Here is a 22673-nt window from a genome sequence, read left to right as displayed (position 1 = left end):
ATTTTTTTTATTAAATATCCGAAAGACGGAAGGTATCTTTTAGTCGTATACCCTTCTCGGTATGCTGTAGTGTACAGCATTCATTAACGGGATCGTGTTCGAGAAAGAGAATATATTCCTGGTCAGCAATCTCTTCCCAGTAACTTTTACGCTCTTCCATAGTCGTGAGCGGACGTACGTCATAACTCATAACATAAGGAATAGGAATATGCCCTACAGAAGGCAGAAGATCTGCCATATATAGGATTGTTTTTCCTTTGTATCGGATCTGGGGCAGCATCATGGCTTCTGTATGTCCGTTAGCCAGGCGGATGTCGATGTTCTCTGTAAGCGCTTGTCCTTCTCCAATAAACTTCAGCTGTCCGCTCGCCTGTATTGGAAGTATGTTTTCCGCCAGAAAAGATGCTTTTTCCCGTGGGTTCGGATCAACAGTGGCCCAGTTCCAGTGTTTTTCATTGCTCCAGTAAGTTGCATTTGCAAAAGAAGGTATGAGCTTATCTCCATCTCTTACTATGGCACCTCCGCAATGATCGAAATGGAGATGGGTGAGAAATACATCCGTAATATCCTGTCGGTTATACCCCAGTCTGGCTAATGATTTGTCCAGCGTATCATCTCCGTGCAGATCGTAGTGGCCAAAGAATTTTGCATCCTGTTTGTCCCCTAATCCTGTATCTATCAATATTAACCTGGAGCCTTCTTCTATGAGTAATAATCGTGTAGCCCAGGTACATAAGTTTTTTTCATCTGCCGGGTTTGTACGTTGCCAAAGTGATTTTGGAACAACGCCAAACATTGCACCGCCGTCAAGTTTAAAAAAACCGGTATCAATCGTGTGTAGTTGCATATGCTAAATTTAACATAAATGATTTAACAGATCAAGTAAAAACAGATCGTGTTGCTTGTTTACATATTTGATTTTATCTTTTCCTTATAGAACATCTTGTATTCTGCTGTTATGATGTCTTTGAAAACAGATAATGCCGGATGCCGGCTTTCCCGGTCAAAAGCCAATACTGTTTCTGTGTATATAGGTGCGATTGGAAGAGGACTAAAGCGGATCTGCAGATGTTGGGTATGATGCTGTACAGATTGTGGAACTACCGCTGCACCTAATCCGCTGGCAACAAGTTCTAAAATGGATTGCATCGTATTGCACTCATGCAAAACATGTGGGTCAAAGCCCAGATAATGGCAGTAGCTTACAAATTGCTGATAATATTCCGGAGCATACTCTTTACTGTAGGATACATAAGCTAAGTCACTTAGCTTACCGCAGTCAGTATTAAATTCTTCATTAGTTGCCAGACAGAAGGATTCTTTTAATAAGGTGTAGGTATTAAGCTGATCGGACAGTATCGGTGTGCGTATGATTCCCAAATCCAGTTTGCCATTTTCCAGGGCTGCAACTTGTTTCTGTGTTGATGTTTCGTACAGACATATATGAAGGTGTGGATAGTGTTCCTTTACGATGTTGAGTACCCGAGCCAGTAATGCTTTAGGAGTAGAGCTGATGTATCCTAATCTGAATGTGCCCGATACAGAGTCCTGTATCTGTCTGGCCTTGAGTTTGGCTTTTTCCAGCAGACGTAAAATATCATGGGTTTCTTTTAGAAAGTATATTCCGGCAGCTGTCAGATTTACACGTTTGTTATTGCGCTCAAATAAGGTGACTGCAAGTTCTTCTTCCAGATCTTTAATCTGTCTGCTCAACGGAGGCTGAGATATACATAATCTTTCTGCAGCTCTTCCAAAATGAAGTTCTTCAGCCAAAATAGCAAAATAATGAAGATGTCTTAATTCCATGATACGTAAAAGGTATTGATAGTTGATAAAATTAGTATTTTTAAGGTATTATTAATGTCTTTATTTTTGAAATATAAAGGAGAGATCATATGGAACATAAATCAACATTGAAAGAGATAGAAGAGCGTTTTGATCAGGACGTTGCCCGGTTTTCCAATCTGGATACCGGACAACAGACGACTTTGGATGCGCTGTACAATATGGAATTAATTACAGACGGTATCGCTGCCAGTTATAAGCAGATCGGAGATGTACTGGATGTAGGTTGCGGAGCCGGTAATTATCCGGTCAAGCTGTTGTCAAAAGTCAATAATCCAAATATAACTGTGGTTGATCTCAGCCAACCTATGCTCGATAAAGCTGTAGAACGTATACAACCGCTTACATCAGGACGGGTGGATGCTATCAAGGCTGATTTTCAGACTCTGGAATTTCCGTCAGCGCGTTTTGATGTTATTATAGCAACAGCTGTATTACATCATTTAAGAACAGATGCAGACTGGGAGTCTGCATTCACAAAATTTTATCAATGGCTGCGTCCCGGAGGCAGTATCTGGATCTTTGATCTGCTTATTCAGGAGGGAGAAGGTATACAGCAATTGATTTATAAAGAGCGTTACGGAGCATATTTGAAAGGACTTAAAGATGAAGCATATCGTGATCATGTGTTTGCGTATATTGAAAAAGAAGATACTCCGCAAACGTTGATTTATCAGCTGGATCTGTTACGTCAGGTAGGATTTAAGACTGCAGATGTATTGCACAAAAATCTTTGTTTTGCTTCATTTGTGGCTTTCAGATAAGAGATCGTATTATCATTTCCGGTGATGCCCGTTTCTATCCGGGTGTCACTTTTCCTTTGTCCTTTCTGACGCATCTGATTGTACTTCCATTGATCTCAAAGTAATCCGTTTCTACCCATTTCCAGCTTTTTTCTTCACGCATATTGTAGCCACTGACTATAAAGCTTACAGCTAACTTATCCCCGTCCTTTTTAAAGGATATTTCATCAAATGTATTTTGTATAGTTGCTCCGTCCGGAATAGTAGGACATCCCTTTAATTCTTCCAGAACAGTTTTATCTTCGTTGAACCACTTTTTGAGAAAACCAAGATGCTGTTCAGAACACTGATATCCAAGCTGAAGGACAGTCAGTATCTTACATTTCAGATTACTGTGGTCGTCTTTATAGGGGCCGTCCCACTGGCATTCATTTCCTATAAAAGTCGCTACGTAACCTAGTGCGGCACGTTCAGGGTCCGAAAGATTTTTTGCAAGATCCTCATTGATTCTGATCATATTGAATGTGTCTTTTAACTCTTCATCATACTGAGCTTCCCGCCATAGAAACTTCTGTTCTGCGGTCTGTGTAGTTTTACTTTTTGCAGGGGGAGTTGGCAACGTGTCTTTTGATAGAATTGTGGAGTCAGCATTTATTTGTGTCTTATCCTGGGCCGGACGTGAATTGCACGCAAGCAGACAAATAGAGACAAGTATATAGTATATGTTTTTCATCGATAATATTAATTTACAGATCTTGGAATTCGACTTCGCGGATCAGGTTACGTAGTATATCTGCTGTAGAAGCTGTGCTGAACGAATAAGGCGACTGACCTACCCATATACTGACGAGGTCAGGATTCTGGCTGGCTTTTGATGCTAACCTCAAAGGCGCAGTCAATTTATTCTGATAAGGATAAGGTAGTATATTTCCGGATTCTTCGGCTTCTTTTGAAAACAGGTTGCGAATGCCACGGGCATATCTTCCTGTAAAACTGTTGGTCAGGACAACATCACTGCTTTTCAGCTGTTGTAAGCGTTCTTTTTCAAAGGGTTTTAAGATACTTTCCTGACTGGTGAGCAGCATACTTCCGATCTGAAATCCATGAGCACCTAATGTATGTGCCGCTCTCAGACTGTTGGCATTATAGATGCCACCTGCATAGATGACAGGCACACCAACATGTTTTCTTACCTGACTTAATAAAGAAAACCCACCAACTAAGGGAAGTGAACCATCCATAAAACTTCCTCTGTGTCCGCCTGCTTCTATACCTTGGATACAGATCATATCTATACCTGACCTCTCCAGAGCAAGGGCTTCATCCAGGCTGGTACATGTGCCGATAAGTATAGTTTCGTTATGTTTGAAAAGGGATATTGTAGAATCATCGAGATTTCCGAAGGTAAAGCTTACAACAGGACATTTTTCCTGCAGAATAACAGCAACCTGTTCATGATAATTATGGAGTTGCACCTGATCAAGATCCGGAATTTCAACCTGCAAATTATGTTTTCTTGCCAGGTCCTCTACAAAAGACCGAACGGTATTATATTTTGAAACGAGCTGATCTGTAACAGACGGGATAGTGTGTGCAAAGAAATTGACAGCAAAGGGTTTGGATGTTAGCAATTTTGTTTGACGAATAGCTGCTAAACATTGTTCTGCAGTAAGGTCTCCGAGTGCCAGCGAGCCCAGACACCCTGATGAAGAAGCAGCTGCTACCATCTCAGGACTGGTTACACCCAACATCGGAGCCTGAATAATGGGATAACTTACTCCTAATCGTTCTGTAATCTCATTTTTCCATTTTATATCCATACAATTCTTTTTTATGATCATTTTTCTACCGGACATCAAAATCTGACTAAGTATAAGGGCATAACGCTAATTCTGTCAGAGCATTCTGCTTAGCAGGAATATCTTATATTTCTAAAATTACAAAGAATGGCGTGAATTGTATGTAAGAAAACTTCCTGCTTTTTGATTGTAATCCGTTATTGTTATTTATGGAAATAATTTAATCCGATTATATGGTTTTTGGTGTATTATTGACACTTTGTAGATATTGATTTTACTATGAGGAATGAAGTGTGTTGTTTGCACGAATATGAAAACTTAATATTGTGATTCGATAAATAATTTATGTAACAAAGAGCTTGTAAACGGCGGGGTATGTAAACTTTTATCTACAATTAATTTTTTGAAAGTGTAGATGTACATCTACATAGTGTATGAATATTGCATCTGTAAGCGTGTTTTGCATGTTTGTCTGTTTGTTATTTTATTAGCTGAAAGTAAAATTGTCTTGTAGTGTATCTATCTTTGCATTATAACTTTTAAAATCCGACTATATGTAGTGTTTCTGAACACACTTAAAAGTTATTTATTTGATTTGGCACTAACGAACGAAAATCAAGAAAATTTTTTATTAAAATAAGTTTAGGGATATGAAGTATTCTTTATTGAACAAACAGAATGTCGTGCAAAAAATTGTATCGGGAGAACTGTTATTGAAAGAAGCTATGCTTGAGTATGATATTAAGTCACAAAAAACCATTATAAGATGGTTGGATGAATATCAACGTAAGCAACGTAAAGAGGACAACCAAAAGGTAGACCAGGAAAAAAACTGTAAGATATGTTCTGAGTTATCATCCCGTATACTGCCTGTAAATTTGTTGAATAGCTTCGAATTAATAAGAGTGGAAAAAAAACAGAGGGCGCTGTACTTCTATCTGGAAGAATATGAAAAGGCTCCCAGAGGGTTTGAAAAAGATTTATTGATATCTAAAGGATTTTTGGATTCTATAATTATTCAGGATTTCCCTATCCGTGGCCAAAAGTCTTTTATGTGTCTGAGGCGCAGAAAATGGATGGTAGACGGAGTTAACCGTATTGTCTATAATAAATGGGAGGATTTTAGTACGCTGATAAGAGTTACCAATGAATTTGGCGAATATATGAAAAGTGAATAAGTATTACTGACGGATGAGATATATCAAAAGGAATATGAAATTTACAAAATTACAGTTTACTATTTCTCTAGTAATTTCAATGGTTATTTCTGGCTCTTGTGTAAATACAACTATCAAAAATAAGAAGGAGGAAGGAGACATTAGTACTGTAGAGAGTTTTCCTGTAACATCTTCTGATGTTTCAGATAACAGCTTTATTGCTGGTCAGTCTATCTGTCAATTCTGGGACAATTTTGATTTTGATAATGAGCAGATGTATGAGAAAAACGGAGAGCAGGCTATTGCAGATTTTATTGGTCTTTTTCCATCTTCTTCTGATGCTGAAATTGAGAAGTCAGTCTTTAACATGTTAAGCAAATCGCAGAGTAATCCAAGAGCTTTTTCCTTTTTTCAGAAACTTTTTCGAAAATATCTATACGATCCGAATTCTCCTTTGCGGAGCGATCTCTATTATGAACCTGTATTGAAATATCTGATCAGTTCGGATCAGGTTTCTGTCGATGAAAAGAGTGAATACAGGCAAGTCTTAAAAACTGTTCAAAAGAACAAAGAAGGTACTCTGGCTACAACCTTTTCAGTCACCCTGCAATCGGGCAAAGTTTTAAAGCTGCGTGATATTGAATCCCCTTATCTGCTGCTTATGTTCTATGAGCCTGATTGCAACAGCTGTAAGGCTACGATTGCCAGAATGAAAGAAATACCGGAGCTGAACAGGCTGATTGATAATAAGAAATTATTGAAAGTACTGGCTGTGTATGCTGTAGGAAATGAAGAAATCTGGCGGGATTATTTTCCTCAGATGCCCGCAAACTGGTTAAACGGAATAGATAAAAATCAGCACATCCTTAGCCATAATCTGTATGACCTGAAAGCGGCACCGACTATGTATCTGTTAGATCAGGATCAACGCGTGCTTTTAAAAGATACGGATTTAGAGCATCTGTTATATTTTCTTACTACTCATAATCTGCTTTCATTAAATGCTAGTAGCGCTGAATTAAAGCATACTGACATTAAAAAATTAAGTTAAATGGAGATTTTAATTGTATTTGTTATTCCTTTTGTTTTAGCTGTACTTCTGAGTAAGTGGATTATTCCTTACATCATGTTGATTACTTACAAAAAGCGGTTGTTTGATCCTGTAGATTCCCGTAAGCATCATCAGCGTATTATTCCGCGACTGGGCGGAGTAGCTTTTGCTCCTATACAGTGCTGTGTGCTGGTGATTACTTTAGTAGTGATTTATAAAATGGGATCTTATTCGCTGGATCTGAATATTGATGTCAAGTCCTGGATTATTGTCCCGATGCTAATGATGCTGGTTTGTGGTTTGGTTATTCTTTTTTTGGTGGGCATTGCAGATGACCTTATTGGGATGGATTATAAATGGAAATTTATCACTCAGTTGTTCGTTGCCTCCCTTCTGCCTGTATCGGGTCTGTGGATTAACGATATGTATGGTATTCTGTTCATCACCTCGCTGTCTCCATGGGTTGGGATACCGCTGACCTTGTTTGCGGTCGTACTTATTATCAATGCGGTGAATCTGATGGATGGATTGGATGGACTTTGCTCAGGTGTTGTGGCAATAGGTGCTGTTGTATTGGGATCAATGTTTATTTTTTACGGTGCCTGGCTGCATGCCATGTTTGCCTTTATTACCGCCGGTGTGCTTCTTCCTTTTTTCTATTTCAATGTTTTTGGTATTGCACATCGTCGTCGTCAGATCTTTATGGGAGATACCGGGAGTCTGACTTTGGGTTATTCTATTGCTTTTCTGGCCATCAGCTTTGCGATGAACAATTCTGACATAAAGCCTTTCTCAGAAGGCGCTATTGTTGCAGCTTTCTCTACGCTAATCGTTCCTGTTTTTGATGTGGCCCGAGTAATGTTTATCCGCTGGAGAAACAAAATGCCTTTATTTAAGCCTGATCGTAATCATTTACATCATAAGTTGTTATCTATTGGTTTGTCGCATCGCCAGGCCATGCTGGCCATATTAGGTATGGCGTTATTTTTCTGTCTGGTCAACGGGCTGGCCGTGCATTATATCAGCAACAATATTGTTGTACTGGCAGATATTGTGCTGTGGATCTGCTTTCAATATGCTTTTGATAAAATCGGCAAAATCCGATCAAACCGGCTGGCTGATGATCATGCAGCGACAGCAGAAAATAAGAGTATTGGAGAAGAAAAAAGAGAGACGAGTGAAACTTTATACCGGAGTACAGATGAACCGTTCAGTATGTCTTCAGAATAACAAAAAGATTTAGAGATGAAAATAGTTATAGTTGGAGGTTCCGGTTTTGTAGGAACACAATTGATTGATCTTTTAGTAGAAACTACGGCTTACGAACTTGTAAATATTGATAAGCAGGAGAGTAAAAAACATGCGGATATCACGTATGTAGGAAATGTGCTTAACCGGACTTTACTATGCAACCGTTTGTCAGGAGCCGATCTGGTGATCTTACTGGCAGCCGAGCACCGGGATGATGTTACGCCTGTTTCGTTGTATTATGATGTGAATGTCCAGGGGATGAAGAATATTTTGGATGCGATGCAGACTAATGGAATTACCCGTATCCTTTTTACCAGTTCTGTAGCCATATACGGACTGGACAAGAATAATCCGGATGAAAGTTTTGCAGCCGCCCCCTTCAATCATTATGGAAAGAGCAAGTGGGAAGCCGAGCAGGTCTTGCAGGAATGGTATGCCTCGCATAAGGAATGGAATATAAATATTATACGTCCAACTGTCATATTTGGAGAAGGAAACAGGGGCAATGTGTACCATCTGCTGCATCAGATTGCTACCGGAAAATTCAGGATGATAGGGAAGGGGAACAATCAGAAATCTATGTCCTATATCGGCAATATTATAGCGTTTATGCGTTTTCTGGCAGAGGAAAAAAGGCAGGGTTATAACGTCTATAACTATGTCGATAAGCCGGATTTTACAACTAATGACCTGGTGTATCATACAGGTAGTATTCTGAATAAACATATTCCGGCCACCCGTATTCCTTACTGGTTGGGGATGTTGGGAGGCTATGGTTTTGATGTACTGGCCTGGGTGACGCGCAGAAAACTTACTATCAGTTCGGTACGTGTGCGTAAGTTTTGCGCTGTGACCCAATACGATTCCTCTAAGGCGATGTCCTCAGGTTTTGTTCCACCCTATACGATGGAAGAGGGATTGCGAAGAATGTTGAATGAAGAGTTTGAAAAACACTAAAAATGGATAAACGGCAGTTTTTTATTAATCTGATATCTAATCTATTAAGTGCATTTACAGGAGTGGGTGTTTCTTTTTTTCTAACTCCTTATATCGTTGAAACATTAGGTAAAGATGCTTATGGTTTTTTTCCCTTGTCCAGTAATTTCGTAATGTATACTGGCATTATAACTATAGCATTAAACTCTATGGCAGCCAGATTTATAACGATGAGTCTGGAGAAAAAAGATGTGCAGGAAGTGAACGTTTATTTCAATTCTGTGTTATTTGGGAATTTTATTATTTCGGGTCTTTTCCTGTTGGTTAGTACTGTTTTCTGTCTTTTTATTGAAGTTGCTTTAGATATCCCTGTTCCATTAGTATCTGATGTGCGGCTATTGTTTATTCTGGTATTTCTGAGTCTGATTATAAATGTCTCCAGTTCTGTTTTTTCTATAGCCGCTTTTGCTTTGAACCGGCTGGACAAGATCGCTTTTTACAATTTTGTGATCAATATTCTGAAATTACTGGTTACGGTAGTTTTATTCTATTTTTTCACGCCACGGATCTACTTTTTAGGGGTTGTTGTTCTGATCAATGCGGTGTACTTTTTTTATGTTAACTATCGTAGTACCAGAAGACTGTTGCCCGAAGTGCGTATCAGTTTGAGTTTGTTTTCCTGGCCTGCTGTATTTCTGCTGGTTGGTTCCGGGATATGGAACTCGGTTATGAGTTTGTCGAATGTTATCAATACGCAATTGGATTTACTGGTGGCCAACCGTTTTTTTAATGCATCAGGTATGGGGCTGTTGTCTCTGACAAAATTTGTTCCTACGGCCATTCAATTGCTTCTGGGTATTGTTGTTCCTGTTTTTCTACCTGAACTGATAAAAGCGTATTCGGTTAAAGATGAGATTAAGTTTAAATCCATTTTATCATTTTCTTTTAAAGCCATCTTTCTGATTGTGTTGGTTCCGCTGGCTATATTCTTTGTATACGGAGAAGAGTTTTTCAAACTCTGGCTTCCCGGACAAGATCACCGTACGCTTTACTATATTTCTTTACTTAGTTTAATTCCGGTGGTTATCAACGGGACCATTGATACGATTTACCATGTATTTGTCATTACCAACAAACTGAAGCTGGCCTCCTTCTGGGGTATCTTTATCTCCATTGTTAACCTGATCCTTGTTATCTGTTTATGTCGGTACAGCCGTTTGGGTATTTATGCTATTCCTTTAGCATCCTTGATCACTGGGGTGTTGAGCCACGTTACCTTTACTCCTTTATATGCTTCTTACTGTCTTGGAGAAAGCCGTTGGTATTTTCTGATCAAGATAGCAAATGGATTATGGGGGTTTGTCTGGCTTGTTGGACTTACGTATCTCTGGAAATATTTTAATGTTATCGCCATAAATTCCTGGCTGAGCTTTATGGTGAATGTATTGTTAATAGGATCCATTCTGTTTCTGCTGACCTTGTTTATGAAATTTGACAGGTATAAGTTGAAGTTGATGTTTTACAAGTTTAAAAAGCGGTTGTGTTTATGAGAGACGAAGGGGTTCAAGTTTCTGTAATAGTACCGGTATACAATGCAGGGACGACGCTGGAGCGTTGTGTGGATTCGATTCTGCATCAGTCTTATGTCAGTTTTGAGGTTATTTTGGTTAATGATGGTTCCCAAGATAATTCAGCGGATATCTGTTTGAGATATTCGGAAAAGGATGATCGTATTCGCGTTATACATCAGGAAAACGGGGGAGTAAGCCGGGCAAGAAATACAGGCTTGGATATCGCAACGGGATCCTATGTTACTTTTATAGATTCGGATGATAAAATTGAAGCCGAATATCTGAAAGAGTTGATGAAATGGAGAGATTCAGATCTGGTCTTGTGTTCTTCAGCAACGTTTCCGGATAATCGTAAAACTATATTTTCCGATGCTGTCTACAACTCTGTAGATGATATTGGCAGATGTCTGAGCAGCACTGTTGTTTCAGGATTTACTTATCCCTGGGGCAAATTGTACCGAAGTAGTATTATCAAACGGGAACAATTAAGATTTGATTGTGATCTTTTTAGCGGAGAGGATACGCTGTTTAATAATAAATATCTGCTGCATATTAATTCCCTCAAAGTATCTTCTTACGAGGGGTATGTCTACACACATGGACGTATTGGTCAGTTGTCATCAAAGTGGGTTACAGCGGGCTACCTGCTGGATGCATCGACACGAATAAATGTTACCTATTCGGCATTGGAAAATAAGTATCATGTGGATTTAAAATTTGCCAAGTCAGATTTGATTCAATTTTTCCTTCACCGGTATATTTCTTCTTTACACAATGAAGGGATCACAAGTATGGCGGCCAAACTTAAAGATATATGTGAACACGGTCTTGTTCATGAAATATTCTATGAGAATTACGGGAATCGGAAAGGTAAAGTTCAGCGGATGTTTGACTTGCTGGCCCAGTGTAAATATTATTATTTACTGGTGATTTTCAATAAGACCATAGGTCGCTTCTTTTTTTGAAAAGAGCGCCTGCATGTTAATTTTTAAAGTATAGAGAATGAAAAATTACCTGATAAAAATATATGTATTGCTGATGTATCCGATAATGAGGTTCGTCTTTCCGTTTCCTAAAATTGCCAGTAATGGTGAGACTTTAGCAAGTATTATAAAGACAAAGCGATCTGTTGCAAGATTTGGAGATGCAGAACTTCATATGATCAGTGGTACGGAACATTCTGGTTTTCAGAATCTTGATTCGGTTTTGTCTCAACGGCTGAGAGAAATTTTAAAGAGCAATATGGATAGTTGTATGATATGTTTAGCTCCTGGTTTGTCTGGAGTGCAAGACTTTGGTGAAGAGGGGCGGAGATTCTGGAAGCATTTTACGGTATTTCACTACAGGAGATATCTGAATTATTTAGACTTTAAGAGAACGTATTATAATGCAAATATTACCAGACCTTACATGGATTATAAAAATAAAGCTGGTGTATCAATCTTTTTCGATGGTATAAAAGAATTGTGGAAAGGTAAGCAGGTGTTGCTTGTAGAAGGCAATATGAGTCGTCTGGGTATGGGAAATGATTTGTTTGCAGGGGCAGAGTCTGTTCATCGAATCATCACTCTTTCCAGGCAGGCTTTCTCTTTGTACGATCGTATTCTGGAGGAAGTGTCTATAGTGGCAATGCAATATGATTTGATCCTTATCGCTTTGGGAGCTTCTGCTACGGTGTTAGCCTATGACTTGAGCAAACTGAATGTGCAGGCAGTCGATATCGGTCATATCGATATTGAGTATGAATGGTTTCTGCGAGGAGCAAGCTCCAAAGTTGAAGTGAAGGGAAAACATGTCAATGAAGTTTCTGAATCGCTGATGGAAGAAGAAACGCAGGACGCTATATATCACGCTCAAATCATCAAAAGTATATTCTGAAATCACATTCCAAGTAATCGTATTCCTCATTATAATAACATATATGTATAGCCCTTTAGTATCGATTATTATTCCTGTGTACAATGCTGAAAAGACATTGCAATACGCCATTGAATCTATTATGAAACAGACGTATAGGCACCTGGAGATTATATTGATCAATGATTGCAGTACAGACCGCAGTGATACCTTCTTAACCCGATATGTGGAAATACTAGAGAGCCGGCAGATGTCTGTAAAGTATATGATCCATGCTGAAAATCAGGGTGTTTCAACAGCCCGTAATACGGGACTTAACAATGCCACCGGTGATTACATATACTTTGTGGATGCGGATGACACACTCGATGCGGATGCTATTGAACTTCTTGTCAGAGAGGCTGTAAGGGTTGATGCAGATGTTGTGGGGTGCAACTGGTACCTGAGTTTTACAAAGAATGAGCGCAGGATGAATCAGCCTTCTTTCAATACCGCCTGGGAGGCTATTGAAAAAATTCTGCGCGGTACTATGCGATGGAATCTTTGGTTGTTTATGGTTAAACGCTCGCTTTACGAAAAAAATCAGATTCGTTTTATTGACGGCAAGAATATGGGGGAAGACTTGTTGATGACGATAAGATTATTTAGTTGTGCTGATGTGGTGTGTTATGTAAACCGTGCACTTTATCACTACAGCCAGTCCAATGCAGAATCCCTGACCCGAGTTTCCTCAACAGATCATATCCCTGATGTCTCGACCCATGTCGAAGAAGTGGAGGCTTGTCTTTATGCCAGTGTATATAAAGATATACCGGATTTGGAGAATCTGTTCCGCCATTTGAAGTTACATATAAAACTTCCCTTACTAATCTCCCGGAGAAAGTCAGATTATGATCTTTGGCGGGTTTGGTTTTCAGAAGTCAATGTTTATGCAACAGCTAACAGGAGTTTGTCCTGGCGTATCCGTCTGCTGCAAAGTGCTGCCGTGAAAGGCCACTATTGGTTTTTACGACTACACTACTATTTGATAATAAGGTTTGTATATGGTGTATTATACCGATAAAAGAAATAATCAGATGGAGACACTACATACAAAACAAGTTTCTATATGGGGAGGTATTCTGTGCACCATAGTCATGAGCTGTTATTTTTTTCCTTTTGGTTTTAATTTCTTTATGCCCAAAAGCTTCAATACAAAGATTGGATTTGCAGTCATAGGTGCTGTAGTCCTTGCTTACAGATGTATTGTGTCCAGAGAAATTGCTATCGATAAGGAGCTGATTGCACCTCTGTTTTTTGTGGTAATGTTTAGTCTCATTTGTTTTATTGCAGTAGATTATAACTATACAAGTGACTATACGTACGCTACCTATTTTCTTTCCTTTTTTACCTGGCTCAGCGCTGCGTATACTACGTATTGGTTTTTACGCATCTTTCATAAAAAAGTGACGTTCAAGCTGATGGTTTTTTATCTGGCCTGTGCCTGTGTGCTACAGTGTGCACTGGCTTTACTTATCGATAATGTGGATTCCGTAAAGTTCTTTGTTGATCAATATATTTCACAGGCGACTATTGCTGATTCCGATTTTCTGAATGAAGTGAAACGCTTGTATGGTATAGGAGCTGCTCTGGATCCTGCAGGTACCCGATTTTCTATTGTTTTGCTGGCTATAGGTGCTGTATTGGCTAAAGATATTTCGGCTGATAAGAATAAATGGGAGCCTTTTTTTTATTGGGGAGCGTTCTTCTTTATCAGTTTTGTAGGCAATATCATTTCCAGAACGACCATCATCGGCATGTCAATGGGGCTGTTATTGTATCTGATAGACTCTCGAATTATTGGTTCAGAGGTAAAGATAAGTACGCTGAGATCTCTGGGCATAATGGTTCTGATATTAGCATGCGCAGCATTGGCCGGTATCTACCTGTACAGTAGTGATGCTGATATGAAACAACTCTTACGGTACGGATTTGAAGGTTTTTTTAACTGGTTTGAAAAGGGAGAATGGGAAACCGGTTCTACAAATTTACTGATGAATGCCTGGATCTGGCCGCATGATACGCAGGGCTGGATTATCGGATATGGATTATTTGACAACTGGGCTTTTGGAACAGATATCGGTTATTGTCGTTTTGTACTGTATTGTGGCCTTACAGGGATGTTAGCTTTTTCTTTGTTTTTTGTTTGCAATACCTGGGTCTGTAGTTATAAACTTTCCAATTATCATCTGTTTCTTTTGCTGTTACTATTGCTGTGTTTCATAATCTGGGTGAAAGTTTCTACAGATCTTTTTTTGATTTATGCCTTGTTATTCTGTTTGGAAAATGAAACGGCAAAAGATTCATATTCAGTTGAAAATAAGCATAGCCATGTTAGCTTAACCGGCAATATCAATGTTTAAAACAGAAAATAAAAAATGAAAATAGTGTATTGTATAAATAATACTTGGTATGCAGGCGGAATGACAAGGGTTCTTGCTAATAAAGCTAATTTTCTGACAGAAGAGGGGCATGAGGTATTTATTATAACCGTGGATCAGCTTGACAACCAATCCTATTATCCACTATCCGGTAAAATACAGCATGTAGATCTGGATATAAATTATTTTAAGTACGATCAGAAGTCATCTCCGATAAGATGGCTGGGATTTATAAAAAATCTTCTGTTACACAGAAAGCGATTGAAAAGAATTCTTACTGATCTACATGCGGATATCGTAATATCTATGTTTAGAAAGGATTTCTATTTTCTGCCAACTATAAAGGATGGTAGTCGTAAGGTATTGGAGACGCATGTGTCCCGATTTACTTGGCAGTATAACAGACAAAAGAATCGAATATTAGGTAAGGTTAGGGATTTTATAGATATCCAGATCATCAGGAAGTATGACAAATTCGTTGTATTGACCCATGAGGATAAACCCTTTTGGGGAAAACTTAAGAATATAACGGTTATTCCGAATGCAAATACATTTGAACCAATAGAATCGTCCCGTTTAGATCAGAAAATTGTACTTGCCGTCGGGCGTTATAGCTATGAAAAGAATTATTCAGATCTGATAAAGGCCTGGAGCAGCGTATATCAGCAATTTCCTGAATGGAAACTGAAGATAGTAGGTGATGGCTATTTGAGGGAAACGCTACAAAAACAGATTAACGAGTCGCATCTGAGCCATACTGTCGAACTGACGCCTTCAACTCTGGATATTATGAATCTCTATCTCCATAGTTCGCTTGTTGTGCTAAGCTCCTATTATGAAGGACTGGGTATGGTCTTGCTGGAAGGACAAGCCTGTGGAGTTCCTCTTGTTTCCTATGCCTGTAAATGTGGACCCAGGGATATTATTACGGAAGGTGAAAATGGCTTTTTGGTAGAAGTTGGTGATATAAATATGTTATCCGATCGTATCAAAAGGGTGATCTCTGATGATGGGCTAAGAGTGAAAATGGGAAAATCAGCCAAAGTTCATTCCCTAAAATTCTCAGAGAAAGCCATAATGGAGAGGTGGTTAATGCTATTCACCGAACTGAGCAATGGATAAGAAAAGATGGATTTAATGAAAAATAACCAACTCTTATGATTGTAGTGTACTGTATATCAGGGACTTTTAATTCCGGAGGAATGGAAAGAGTACTGGCCAATAAAGCGAATTATCTGGTACGTCAGGGGTATGACGTCAGTATTATTACGACAGATCAGAAGGCACGTAAACCTTACTTTCTTTTAGATCCCCGGATAAATCAGCATGATCTCGGCATAAATTATAAGGATGATCTGGAGAAAGGACTGTTGACCAGAATGGTCACATATTTTAGAAAACAGAGAAAGCATAGAAAGGCATTAAGTGCTTTGTTGAAGAAGCTGAATGCAGATATTGCAATATCCATGTTTGACCATGACGGATCTTTTTTACATAAAATTAAAGATGGCAGCAAGAAAGTTATGGAGATTCATTTTTCCAGATATAAGCGTATACAATACAACAGAAAAGGCATATGGAAATGGATTGATCAGTTTCGAGCTGCAGAAGATTTAAATATTGTAAAGCAGTACGACAGTTTTGTTGTCCTGACACAAGAAGACAAAGCATATTGGGGAGATATACCTCATATGACCGTTATACCCAATGCTAACAGTTTTGTGGCAGATCAACAGGCGCTTTTGGAAACAAAAAATGTGATAGCTGTCGGACGATATGACTATCAAAAGGGCTTTGACAATCTGATCCGTATATGGCAGCAGGTTCATCAGGTCCATCCGGACTGGATGCTGAATATATATGGACAAGGGCCATTAAAAGAGTATTTGCAACAGATAATTGATGAATTAAAACTTTCGGAAGTGATTCATTTATGTGCGCCTGTCAAGAATATTGAACAAGCGTATCTGGGCAGTTCCATGCTAGTTATGACTTCCCGTTACGAAGGTTTTGGTCTGGCTTTAACAGAAGCTCAGACTTGCGGATTGCCTTTGATTGCTTATGCATGTAAGTGCGGACCAAGAGATATCATTGAGAACGGGCGTAATGGCTTTCTGATAGAAGAAGGAGATAGCGAAGATTTTGCTGAAAAAATAAATCTGTTGATAGAAAACAATAATCTGCGGAAGGAGATGGGGGGAAATGCGGTAGAAATGTCGCGACGCTACTCTGAAACAGCAGTTATGCAACAATGGTTGAACTTATTTAACGGACTTTCAGATTAATGAAGAAGACAATCGTCATATCCGCAGTCAACCTGGTTGAAGCCGGAACTTTAGCCATACTTAGGGACTGCTTGCAGTATCTCTCTGTTTTAGCCGAAAGCGGGGAATACAAGGTGGTGGCTGTTGTACATAGAAGAGAACTGGCAGATTTTCCGGGTATAGTATACATCGAAACGCAGTGGCCCAAAAAACGCTGGATCAACCGGATATGGTATGAGTATGTTGCTCTGAAAAAGATCAGCAGACAGCTGGCCCCGGTGTATCTGTGGCTTTCGCTGCATGATACCTCTCCAAATGTGATTGCAGAGCGCAGAGCAGTGTATTGCCACAGTCCGTTTGCCTTCTATAAATGGAAGTGGAAGGAACTGTTCTGGACACCAAAGATTGTTCTTTTTGCATTGTTCACACGCTATATATATAGTCTTAATATTCGGAAAAACAGATACGTTGTCGTACAGCAGGACTGGTTTAGAAAAGCGATGCAGGATTTGTTCGGGTTGCATAAGAGACGGGTAATTGTCGCTCCTCCGCCAGCTTCCAAAACATTGGAACAGGTAACAGCAAAAGATTGCAGAGTTATTTTTCCGAAATACTCTTTTATATATGCCGCATCTCCCAATAGTCATAAAAATTTTGAAGTAATATGTCGGGCTGTGGAAGAATTGGGAACCAGATACAGGCACTTAGATTTCAAAGTATATATCACCGTCAAAGGAGATGAAAATGCCTACGCACGGTGGTTGTATAAGAACTGGGGAGACCGTTTTGACTCGCTGGTATTTGCCGGATTCCTGACAAAGGACATATTACTGGACTATTACCAGAAGTGTGACTGCCTGATATTTCCTTCCAAAGCCGAAACATGGGGCTTACCTGTTTCCGAGTTTGCAGCTTTTCATAAGCCGATGTTACTGGCAGATCTTCCTTACGCCTATGAAACCGCTGCAGGAAGTGAGAAAACTGCTTTTTTCGATCCTCAGGATTATTCCCGGTTAAGCAAATACATGTATAGTCTGATACACGGAGAGAGTCATTTTCTGAAACCTCTGCCTAAAAAGAATATAGAAAAGCCCACAGCAGGTTCGTGGGAAAGTCTGTTTACGATCCTGCTGTCTGCTGATCAGAATGAAATGAAAGAGAGTATATGATGGAGAGAATGAACATATTACAAGTTGGCAAATTTTACCCCATTCGGGGAGGGGTAGAAAAAGTGATGTACGATCTGATGTTAGGTTTGTCTTCACAGCAGATCTCCTGTGATATGTTATGTGCAGCAACTGAAGATTATCCTGCCGGAAATATTGTCCTCAATAAATATGCTAAAATAATGATTATGCATACCCGGTTTAAGTTTGCGGCAACAATGATTGCACCAGGTATGATCAGCACCTTACGCAAAATAGCAGGGAATTATGATATTATCCATATCCATCACCCTGATCCGATGGCCAGTCTTGCCCTTTTCCTGTCGGGATACAAAGGAAGGGTAGTGCTACACTGGCACAGTGATATTGTAAAGCAAAAGATGCTTCTCAAGCTCTACAGTCCATTGCAAAGCTGGCTTATCAGACGTGCAGATCTTATTGTAGGCACAAGTCCGGTTTATGTCCGTCAATCCCCTTTTTTAGCACGGGTACAGCACAAGGTAGATTATATTCCCATCGGTGTACTTCCGGTCATCGCTGATGAATATAAAGCATCAGAAGTCAGAAGTAAATATGCAGGAAAGCGAATTGTTTTTTCACTGGGACGTCTGGTAGAATATAAAGGATACGAATATCTGATACGTGCTGCAAAGAAGCTGGACAGCAGCTATCAGATCGTAATCGGAGGTAAAGGACCGTTAGAAGATTCCCTTACTAAACTTATTCAGGAGCTTGGATTAGAGGATAAGGTACAACTGGCAGGATTTATATCTGATGAAGAGCTGCCGGCTTATTATGAAGCATGTGATATCTTTTGTCTGAGTTCTATTCAGAAAACAGAAGCATTTGCCATTGTACAGATCGAAGCCATGTCTTGTGGGAAGCCGGTCATATCTACGGATATTCCGGGATCGGGAGTAAGTTGGGTCAACAAAAATGAGGTATCCGGTCTCGTCGTCAATATTGAAAATGCAGATCAGCTAGCCTCAGCTATCAGTAAAGTATGTGAGGATAATAATCTTTTGCAAAAGTTGCAAAAAGGAAGTAAAGAGCGATACGAAGCTATGTTTACACGGGAGTTTATGGTAGAACGTTGTGTCAGTCTGTATCAACAACTATTAATGGATTAAGGTCGCAGGGATATGTTAGTACCAGACAGGGAGAAGTACAGAATAGCTAACAAAGTGTTTTTTGAGCAGGTCAGGCAGATACTGAACGAAAATCAGATAGTCCGGATCGCAGTCTCCGGAAACAGTATGCTTCCCTTTCTACATCCGGAGGATCAGGTTGTTTTGAAAAGGGCTGAAAAATCAGATTTGAAGACAGGAAAGATTGTGTTGGCTTTATGGAATAAATCCTACATCCTGCACCGTATTGCATGGATAGAAAAATCTGCCAAAAAAATCAGGCTGGTTGGGGATGGTAATCTGGTTCAGGTAGAAGATGTGCACATGTCCGATATCATAGCTGTAGTTGTGAGAGGCTATCGTGGTGATAAAGAAGTTTGTGTGAATTCAAAACTGCACATGTGTGCAGCATTTATATGGTATAGATTGCGTTTTATACGCCGTGTATATAACAAAATAAAGACTATAAGAGAGGAGATAAAATAATGATGAAATTGAGAACAGATATTCGTTTGAGAAAGATCGGAGAGGAATACATTATAGTAGATCCCGGGCAAGGGATGGCAGATATGTCTAAGGTATATACGCTTAATGAGACGGCCGCTTTTTTATGGAATGAGCTGAAGGGGATCGAATTTTCAGATGCCACTATTGTGAAATTATTACTGGATAACTACGATCTGACTGCTGAAACAGCACAAGAGGATGCAAAAAGTCTGATTCAGGATTTGCAGAACGAAGGTTTATTGATAGAAGTCTGAAATGATAAAGGACAGGGTAACAAACGCATTCTTTACGCTTTTGCGTTCCGGTCTCTGGAATACTTCCATTGATCAGGACACTTCTTTTCCGTTGTCTGATCAGGAATGGGAAGTGCTGTACACAATGTCCGTAAACCAAACAGTAGAAGGCATTGTATTGGATGCATTGCAACATCTGGATGCCGCATTTCACCCTCCGAAAACTATTTTGCTTAGATGGGTGGTGAGGGTAGAAAAAGCTGCACAACATAATAAGATGATGAATGCTGCTGTAAGTGAGCAGTTTGCCTTATTTGAAAAATCCGATATTGAGGTTGTTTTATTAAAGGGGCAGGGACTTTCTACATTATATGAAAATCCGGACAGTCGTATCTCTGGCGATATTGACTGGTATTTTCCCAATCAGAATGATTATATCAGAGCAAATCAACTAATAGCGGATATGGAGATTGTAATATCCCAGACAGCAGGGTATAGTGCATGTTATCTATGGAAGGGAGTTGAAATAGACCATCACCAGCACATCTTTGATATTCATAATCCGTTTTGCAAATCCTATCTCAAAAAGCTGGAAAAATCAGAATTCAGAAACAGTATACATGTCCGGATGGACGATAGAATCTGGTTGATGCCGGCACCAGTATTGAATATTCTGCAGGTCAATACCCATATCCTGAAACATCAGTTATCTTTTGGTATAGGTATACGGCAATTGTGTGATGCCGCACGTATTTACTATGTACATCATCACTATTTAGACGGAACTTATCTTAAAAAGATCTATTCTAAAGTCGGAATTATCAAGTGGATATATCTGCTTCATGATATATTACACAGGTATATCGGACTTCCGCAAGATTTTCTGCCTTTTGATACTAAACTAAAGCGTTCCGCAGACTGGATGATGCAGGATATTTTACAATCAGGCAATTTCGGTTTTCATGATAGCAGATATCAGCCGGACAGTTCCACATCTGCAACACGTACAGATACCAGAAAGCAAGTGACAGGTAATCTTATAAAATATGTAGGGTATGCACCTATGGAGGCCATCTTCTTCCCTTTGGTACAGCTTTATTCAGGATGGAGAGCTAAAAAATGATATATACAAGTCTCATCGGTTATATCAAATGGGCATCGTCCTTTGCAAAGAGTCAACGCTGGCAGTTGCTGTTGTTTTTCTGTCTGGAACTGTGTGCTATATTCTTATCTCTGTTATTTGTGTACTGGTCCAAAAAAGCAGTAGATCTGGTGATAAATAAAGATGCTGTAGCCTGGAAACCGGCACTTGTTTTTGCTGTAGGTAGCGTATTGCTTGGATTGATAACAAGATTGTACGCTGATTGGCTCAATGAAAAAGTCCGTGCAAAGATGTTGATTGAAATACAGAATAAAATTATGAAATCTCAAATGATGTCTGTGTGGAAATACGTAAAGAGATGGAGTACTGGGGATATTCAGGTGCGTATACATTCGGATTGTCAGGAGATCGTACAGATGATTGGTTACTCCTTTTTATCTTGTATACTTACGGTCATCAGGCTATTTGCTTCATTTGGATTTTTATGGCTCATGGATCCCATGCTAGCCTTGCTTATTCTGGCTATTTCTCCTTTGTTTCTGTTTTCAAAAATATATTTCAGGCGCCTGAGAGCCTTGAACATGCGTCAAAAACAGGCAGAAAGTGAGCTGGGAAATGTCGTGCAGGAAAATATCCGTTTTCGGACATCCATTCGGGCCTTAGGTATGCAGGCTGTTCGTTGGAATAAAGTACAGCACAGTCAGGACAAGATTTACAAACTTAAATTACAATTATTGAATTTCTCTACTTTTTCACAGGCTGCATTGAAAACAACTATCAATGCCGGATTTCTGATCACATTTATCTGGGGAGTATATCAACTCCATACGGCACAGATTTCTTTCGGGACAATGACAGCCTTCTTGCAATTGGTTGGACGTATTCAGTCTCCTATAGTTTCATTGATGAGTTTTATTCCACTTTTCATCCGATTCAGAACTGCAACAGACCGGGTACAGGAGCTTCTGGAAGTGGAGACAGAGGAAGAAACCGATGCCGAATATATCTCTCAGCCGGAGTCTGTATCCCTGGAAAAAGTTGATTTCAGATATGAAGATCAGCTGATTATCAATAAGCTGTGTTTGCAGATAAAGGCTGGTAAACCTGTAGCCATTGTCGGTACCAGTGGTAAAGGAAAGACTACCTTGATCCGCTTATTGCTGGCATTAATACAGCCTGACAGTGGTGAAATCCGTATACATACAACACATAATAGTTATTTGCTTACAAACAGACACCGCATCAATATGGCCTATGTACCTCAGGGTGATAAATTGTTCAGTACGACTATACGTGAAAACCTAATTACAGGTAAAGAAGAACCCACTGCGTCACAGATTCACAAGGCCTTATATCTGGCCTGTGCAGAATTTGTGTATGACCTGCCCGACGGGTTGGATACCATAATTGGTGAATCAGGCTATGGATTGTCAGAAGGACAGGCGCAACGCGTAGCTATCGCAAGAGCTATGATGGGAAATTCCGGTATATGGCTCTTTGATGAGATCACTTCAGCATTAGATGGAGATACAGCACAAAAAGTATTCAATCGGGTGAAAGAGGCTGGGAAAGATAAGATAATAGTTTTTGTTACACATGATCTTAAGTTGGCACAACAGTGTGATCAACAGATCTATATATAGT

22 protein-coding genes are annotated in these 22673 nt (G+C 39.5%); 18 read left to right on the top strand and 4 right to left on the bottom strand.

Going from position 1 to position 22673, the window contains the following annotated elements; translation table 11 throughout:
* Positions 1–10 precede the first annotated feature (10 nt).
* Entirely contained in the window at positions 11–847 is an 837-nt protein-coding gene (locus B4B65_RS13145; RefSeq protein WP_293916046.1) for an MBL fold metallo-hydrolase, read from the bottom strand.
* A gap of 59 nt (positions 848–906) precedes the next feature.
* Complete coding sequence (locus B4B65_RS13140; RefSeq protein ID WP_293916045.1) at positions 907–1806, bottom strand: LysR family transcriptional regulator; 900 nt, start codon at positions 1804–1806, stop codon at positions 907–909.
* Positions 1807–1895: 89 nt separating this feature from the next.
* Between B4B65_RS13140 and B4B65_RS13135 the strand changes: the two genes are divergently transcribed.
* The gene (locus B4B65_RS13135; RefSeq protein ID WP_293916044.1) at positions 1896–2609 is read left to right on the top strand and encodes a class I SAM-dependent methyltransferase; all 714 of its coding nucleotides are present in this window, start codon (positions 1896–1898) and stop codon (positions 2607–2609) included.
* A gap of 34 nt (positions 2610–2643) precedes the next feature.
* On the opposite strand, the gene B4B65_RS13130 is transcribed toward B4B65_RS13135, so the two are convergent.
* On the bottom strand, positions 2644–3321 hold the full coding sequence (locus B4B65_RS13130) for a hypothetical protein (RefSeq protein ID WP_293916043.1): 678 nt from the start codon (positions 3319–3321) through the stop codon (positions 2644–2646).
* A gap of 13 nt (positions 3322–3334) precedes the next feature.
* Positions 3335–4408, bottom strand: coding sequence for an NAD(P)H-dependent flavin oxidoreductase (locus tag B4B65_RS13125; protein WP_293916042.1), 1074 nt, complete (start codon positions 4406–4408; stop codon positions 3335–3337).
* Positions 4409–5037: 629 nt separating this feature from the next.
* On the opposite strand from B4B65_RS13125, the gene B4B65_RS13120 reads away from it, so the two are divergent.
* From B4B65_RS13120 to B4B65_RS13040, 17 genes are read left to right on the top strand one after another with little or no spacing between them, the layout of a single operon-like run.
* The gene (locus B4B65_RS13120) at positions 5038–5565 is read left to right on the top strand and encodes an ISAon1 family transposase N-terminal region protein (protein WP_293916041.1); all 528 of its coding nucleotides are present in this window, start codon (positions 5038–5040) and stop codon (positions 5563–5565) included.
* A 34-nt stretch (positions 5566–5599) separates the two neighbouring features.
* Positions 5600–6595 carry a DUF5106 domain-containing protein gene (locus B4B65_RS13115; protein ID WP_293916040.1) on the top strand — a complete coding sequence of 332 codons (996 nt, stop codon included), beginning with the start codon at positions 5600–5602 and terminating at the stop codon, positions 6593–6595.
* Positions 6596–7825: an MraY family glycosyltransferase gene (locus B4B65_RS13110; protein ID WP_293916039.1), complete on the top strand. Its 1230-nt coding sequence runs from the start codon at positions 6596–6598 to the stop codon at positions 7823–7825.
* A gap of 15 nt (positions 7826–7840) precedes the next feature.
* On the top strand, positions 7841–8803 hold the full coding sequence (locus tag B4B65_RS13105) for an NAD-dependent epimerase/dehydratase family protein (RefSeq protein WP_293916038.1): 963 nt from the start codon (positions 7841–7843) through the stop codon (positions 8801–8803).
* Positions 8804–8805: 2 nt separating this feature from the next.
* A complete protein-coding gene (locus B4B65_RS13100; RefSeq protein WP_293916037.1) occupies positions 8806–10332 on the top strand; it encodes a lipopolysaccharide biosynthesis protein in 1527 nt (508 codons plus the stop codon).
* Positions 10329–11318 carry a glycosyltransferase gene (locus B4B65_RS13095; RefSeq protein WP_293916036.1) on the top strand — a complete coding sequence of 330 codons (990 nt, stop codon included), beginning with the start codon at positions 10329–10331 and terminating at the stop codon, positions 11316–11318. Before B4B65_RS13100 ends, B4B65_RS13095 begins: the two co-directional genes overlap by 4 nt.
* Positions 11319–11355: 37 nt before the next feature.
* On the top strand, positions 11356–12231 hold the full coding sequence (locus B4B65_RS13090) for a GT-D fold domain-containing glycosyltransferase (protein WP_293916035.1): 876 nt from the start codon (positions 11356–11358) through the stop codon (positions 12229–12231).
* Positions 12232–12274: 43 nt separating this feature from the next.
* The gene (locus tag B4B65_RS13085) at positions 12275–13273 is read left to right on the top strand and encodes a glycosyltransferase family 2 protein (RefSeq protein ID WP_293916034.1); all 999 of its coding nucleotides are present in this window, start codon (positions 12275–12277) and stop codon (positions 13271–13273) included.
* Positions 13274–13286: 13 nt separating this feature from the next.
* Positions 13287–14612: a hypothetical protein gene (locus tag B4B65_RS13080; RefSeq protein WP_293916033.1), complete on the top strand. Its 1326-nt coding sequence runs from the start codon at positions 13287–13289 to the stop codon at positions 14610–14612.
* A 15-nt stretch (positions 14613–14627) separates the two neighbouring features.
* The gene (locus tag B4B65_RS13075; protein WP_293916032.1) at positions 14628–15752 is read left to right on the top strand and encodes a glycosyltransferase family 4 protein; all 1125 of its coding nucleotides are present in this window, start codon (positions 14628–14630) and stop codon (positions 15750–15752) included.
* 35 nt (positions 15753–15787) lie between these two features.
* Positions 15788–16915, top strand: coding sequence for a glycosyltransferase family 4 protein (locus B4B65_RS13070; protein WP_293916031.1), 1128 nt, complete (start codon positions 15788–15790; stop codon positions 16913–16915).
* Entirely contained in the window at positions 16915–18063 is a 1149-nt protein-coding gene (locus tag B4B65_RS13065; protein WP_293916030.1) for a glycosyltransferase, read from the top strand. The genes B4B65_RS13070 and B4B65_RS13065 overlap by 1 nt, the downstream gene beginning before the upstream one ends.
* Positions 18064–18071: 8 nt before the next feature.
* The gene (locus tag B4B65_RS13060; protein ID WP_293916029.1) at positions 18072–19190 is read left to right on the top strand and encodes a glycosyltransferase; all 1119 of its coding nucleotides are present in this window, start codon (positions 18072–18074) and stop codon (positions 19188–19190) included.
* 12 nt (positions 19191–19202) lie between these two features.
* Positions 19203–19673 (top strand): S24/S26 family peptidase, encoded by a 471-nt coding sequence (locus B4B65_RS13055; RefSeq protein ID WP_293916028.1) that lies wholly within the window; start codon positions 19203–19205, stop codon positions 19671–19673.
* Positions 19673–19948, top strand: coding sequence for a PqqD family protein (locus tag B4B65_RS13050; RefSeq protein ID WP_293916027.1), 276 nt, complete (start codon positions 19673–19675; stop codon positions 19946–19948). The genes B4B65_RS13055 and B4B65_RS13050 overlap by 1 nt, the downstream gene beginning before the upstream one ends.
* Before the next feature lies 1 nt (position 19949).
* The gene (locus B4B65_RS13045; protein ID WP_293916026.1) at positions 19950–21050 is read left to right on the top strand and encodes a nucleotidyltransferase domain-containing protein; all 1101 of its coding nucleotides are present in this window, start codon (positions 19950–19952) and stop codon (positions 21048–21050) included.
* On the top strand, positions 21047–22672 hold the full coding sequence (locus B4B65_RS13040) for an ABC transporter ATP-binding protein (protein WP_293916025.1): 1626 nt from the start codon (positions 21047–21049) through the stop codon (positions 22670–22672). Before B4B65_RS13045 ends, B4B65_RS13040 begins: the two co-directional genes overlap by 4 nt.
* Position 22673 lies beyond the last annotated feature (1 nt).

It is taken from the genome of Sphingobacterium sp. UBA5789 (assembly GCF_002418355.1).
Lineage (GTDB): Bacteria > Bacteroidota > Bacteroidia > Sphingobacteriales > Sphingobacteriaceae > Sphingobacterium.
This window is presented reverse-complemented; position numbering and strand designations above follow the sequence as displayed.

Excerpts from the sequence above, each read along its gene's own strand:
- B4B65_RS13145 (WP_293916046.1), bottom strand. The coding sequence starts at position 847 with ATGCAACTACACACGATTGATACCGGTTTTTTTAAACTTGACGGCGGT.
- B4B65_RS13140 (WP_293916045.1), bottom strand. The coding sequence starts at position 1,806 with ATGGAATTAAGACATCTTCATTATTTTGCTATTTTGGCTGAAGAACTT.
- B4B65_RS13135 (WP_293916044.1), top strand. The coding sequence starts at position 1,896 with ATGGAACATAAATCAACATTGAAAGAGATAGAAGAGCGTTTTGATCAG.
- B4B65_RS13130 (WP_293916043.1), bottom strand. The coding sequence starts at position 3,321 with ATGAAAAACATATACTATATACTTGTCTCTATTTGTCTGCTTGCGTGC.
- B4B65_RS13125 (WP_293916042.1), bottom strand. The coding sequence starts at position 4,408 with ATGGATATAAAATGGAAAAATGAGATTACAGAACGATTAGGAGTAAGT.
- B4B65_RS13120 (WP_293916041.1), top strand. The coding sequence starts at position 5,038 with ATGAAGTATTCTTTATTGAACAAACAGAATGTCGTGCAAAAAATTGTA.
- B4B65_RS13115 (WP_293916040.1), top strand. The coding sequence starts at position 5,600 with ATGAAATTTACAAAATTACAGTTTACTATTTCTCTAGTAATTTCAATG.
- B4B65_RS13110 (WP_293916039.1), top strand. The coding sequence starts at position 6,596 with ATGGAGATTTTAATTGTATTTGTTATTCCTTTTGTTTTAGCTGTACTT.
- B4B65_RS13105 (WP_293916038.1), top strand. The coding sequence starts at position 7,841 with ATGAAAATAGTTATAGTTGGAGGTTCCGGTTTTGTAGGAACACAATTG.
- B4B65_RS13100 (WP_293916037.1), top strand. The coding sequence starts at position 8,806 with ATGGATAAACGGCAGTTTTTTATTAATCTGATATCTAATCTATTAAGT.
- B4B65_RS13095 (WP_293916036.1), top strand. The coding sequence starts at position 10,329 with ATGAGAGACGAAGGGGTTCAAGTTTCTGTAATAGTACCGGTATACAAT.
- B4B65_RS13090 (WP_293916035.1), top strand. The coding sequence starts at position 11,356 with ATGAAAAATTACCTGATAAAAATATATGTATTGCTGATGTATCCGATA.
- B4B65_RS13085 (WP_293916034.1), top strand. The coding sequence starts at position 12,275 with ATGTATAGCCCTTTAGTATCGATTATTATTCCTGTGTACAATGCTGAA.
- B4B65_RS13080 (WP_293916033.1), top strand. The coding sequence starts at position 13,287 with ATGGAGACACTACATACAAAACAAGTTTCTATATGGGGAGGTATTCTG.
- B4B65_RS13075 (WP_293916032.1), top strand. The coding sequence starts at position 14,628 with ATGAAAATAGTGTATTGTATAAATAATACTTGGTATGCAGGCGGAATG.
- B4B65_RS13070 (WP_293916031.1), top strand. The coding sequence starts at position 15,788 with ATGATTGTAGTGTACTGTATATCAGGGACTTTTAATTCCGGAGGAATG.
- B4B65_RS13065 (WP_293916030.1), top strand. The coding sequence starts at position 16,915 with ATGAAGAAGACAATCGTCATATCCGCAGTCAACCTGGTTGAAGCCGGA.
- B4B65_RS13060 (WP_293916029.1), top strand. The coding sequence starts at position 18,072 with ATGAACATATTACAAGTTGGCAAATTTTACCCCATTCGGGGAGGGGTA.
- B4B65_RS13055 (WP_293916028.1), top strand. The coding sequence starts at position 19,203 with ATGTTAGTACCAGACAGGGAGAAGTACAGAATAGCTAACAAAGTGTTT.
- B4B65_RS13050 (WP_293916027.1), top strand. The coding sequence starts at position 19,673 with ATGATGAAATTGAGAACAGATATTCGTTTGAGAAAGATCGGAGAGGAA.
- B4B65_RS13045 (WP_293916026.1), top strand. The coding sequence starts at position 19,950 with ATGATAAAGGACAGGGTAACAAACGCATTCTTTACGCTTTTGCGTTCC.
- B4B65_RS13040 (WP_293916025.1), top strand. The coding sequence starts at position 21,047 with ATGATATATACAAGTCTCATCGGTTATATCAAATGGGCATCGTCCTTT.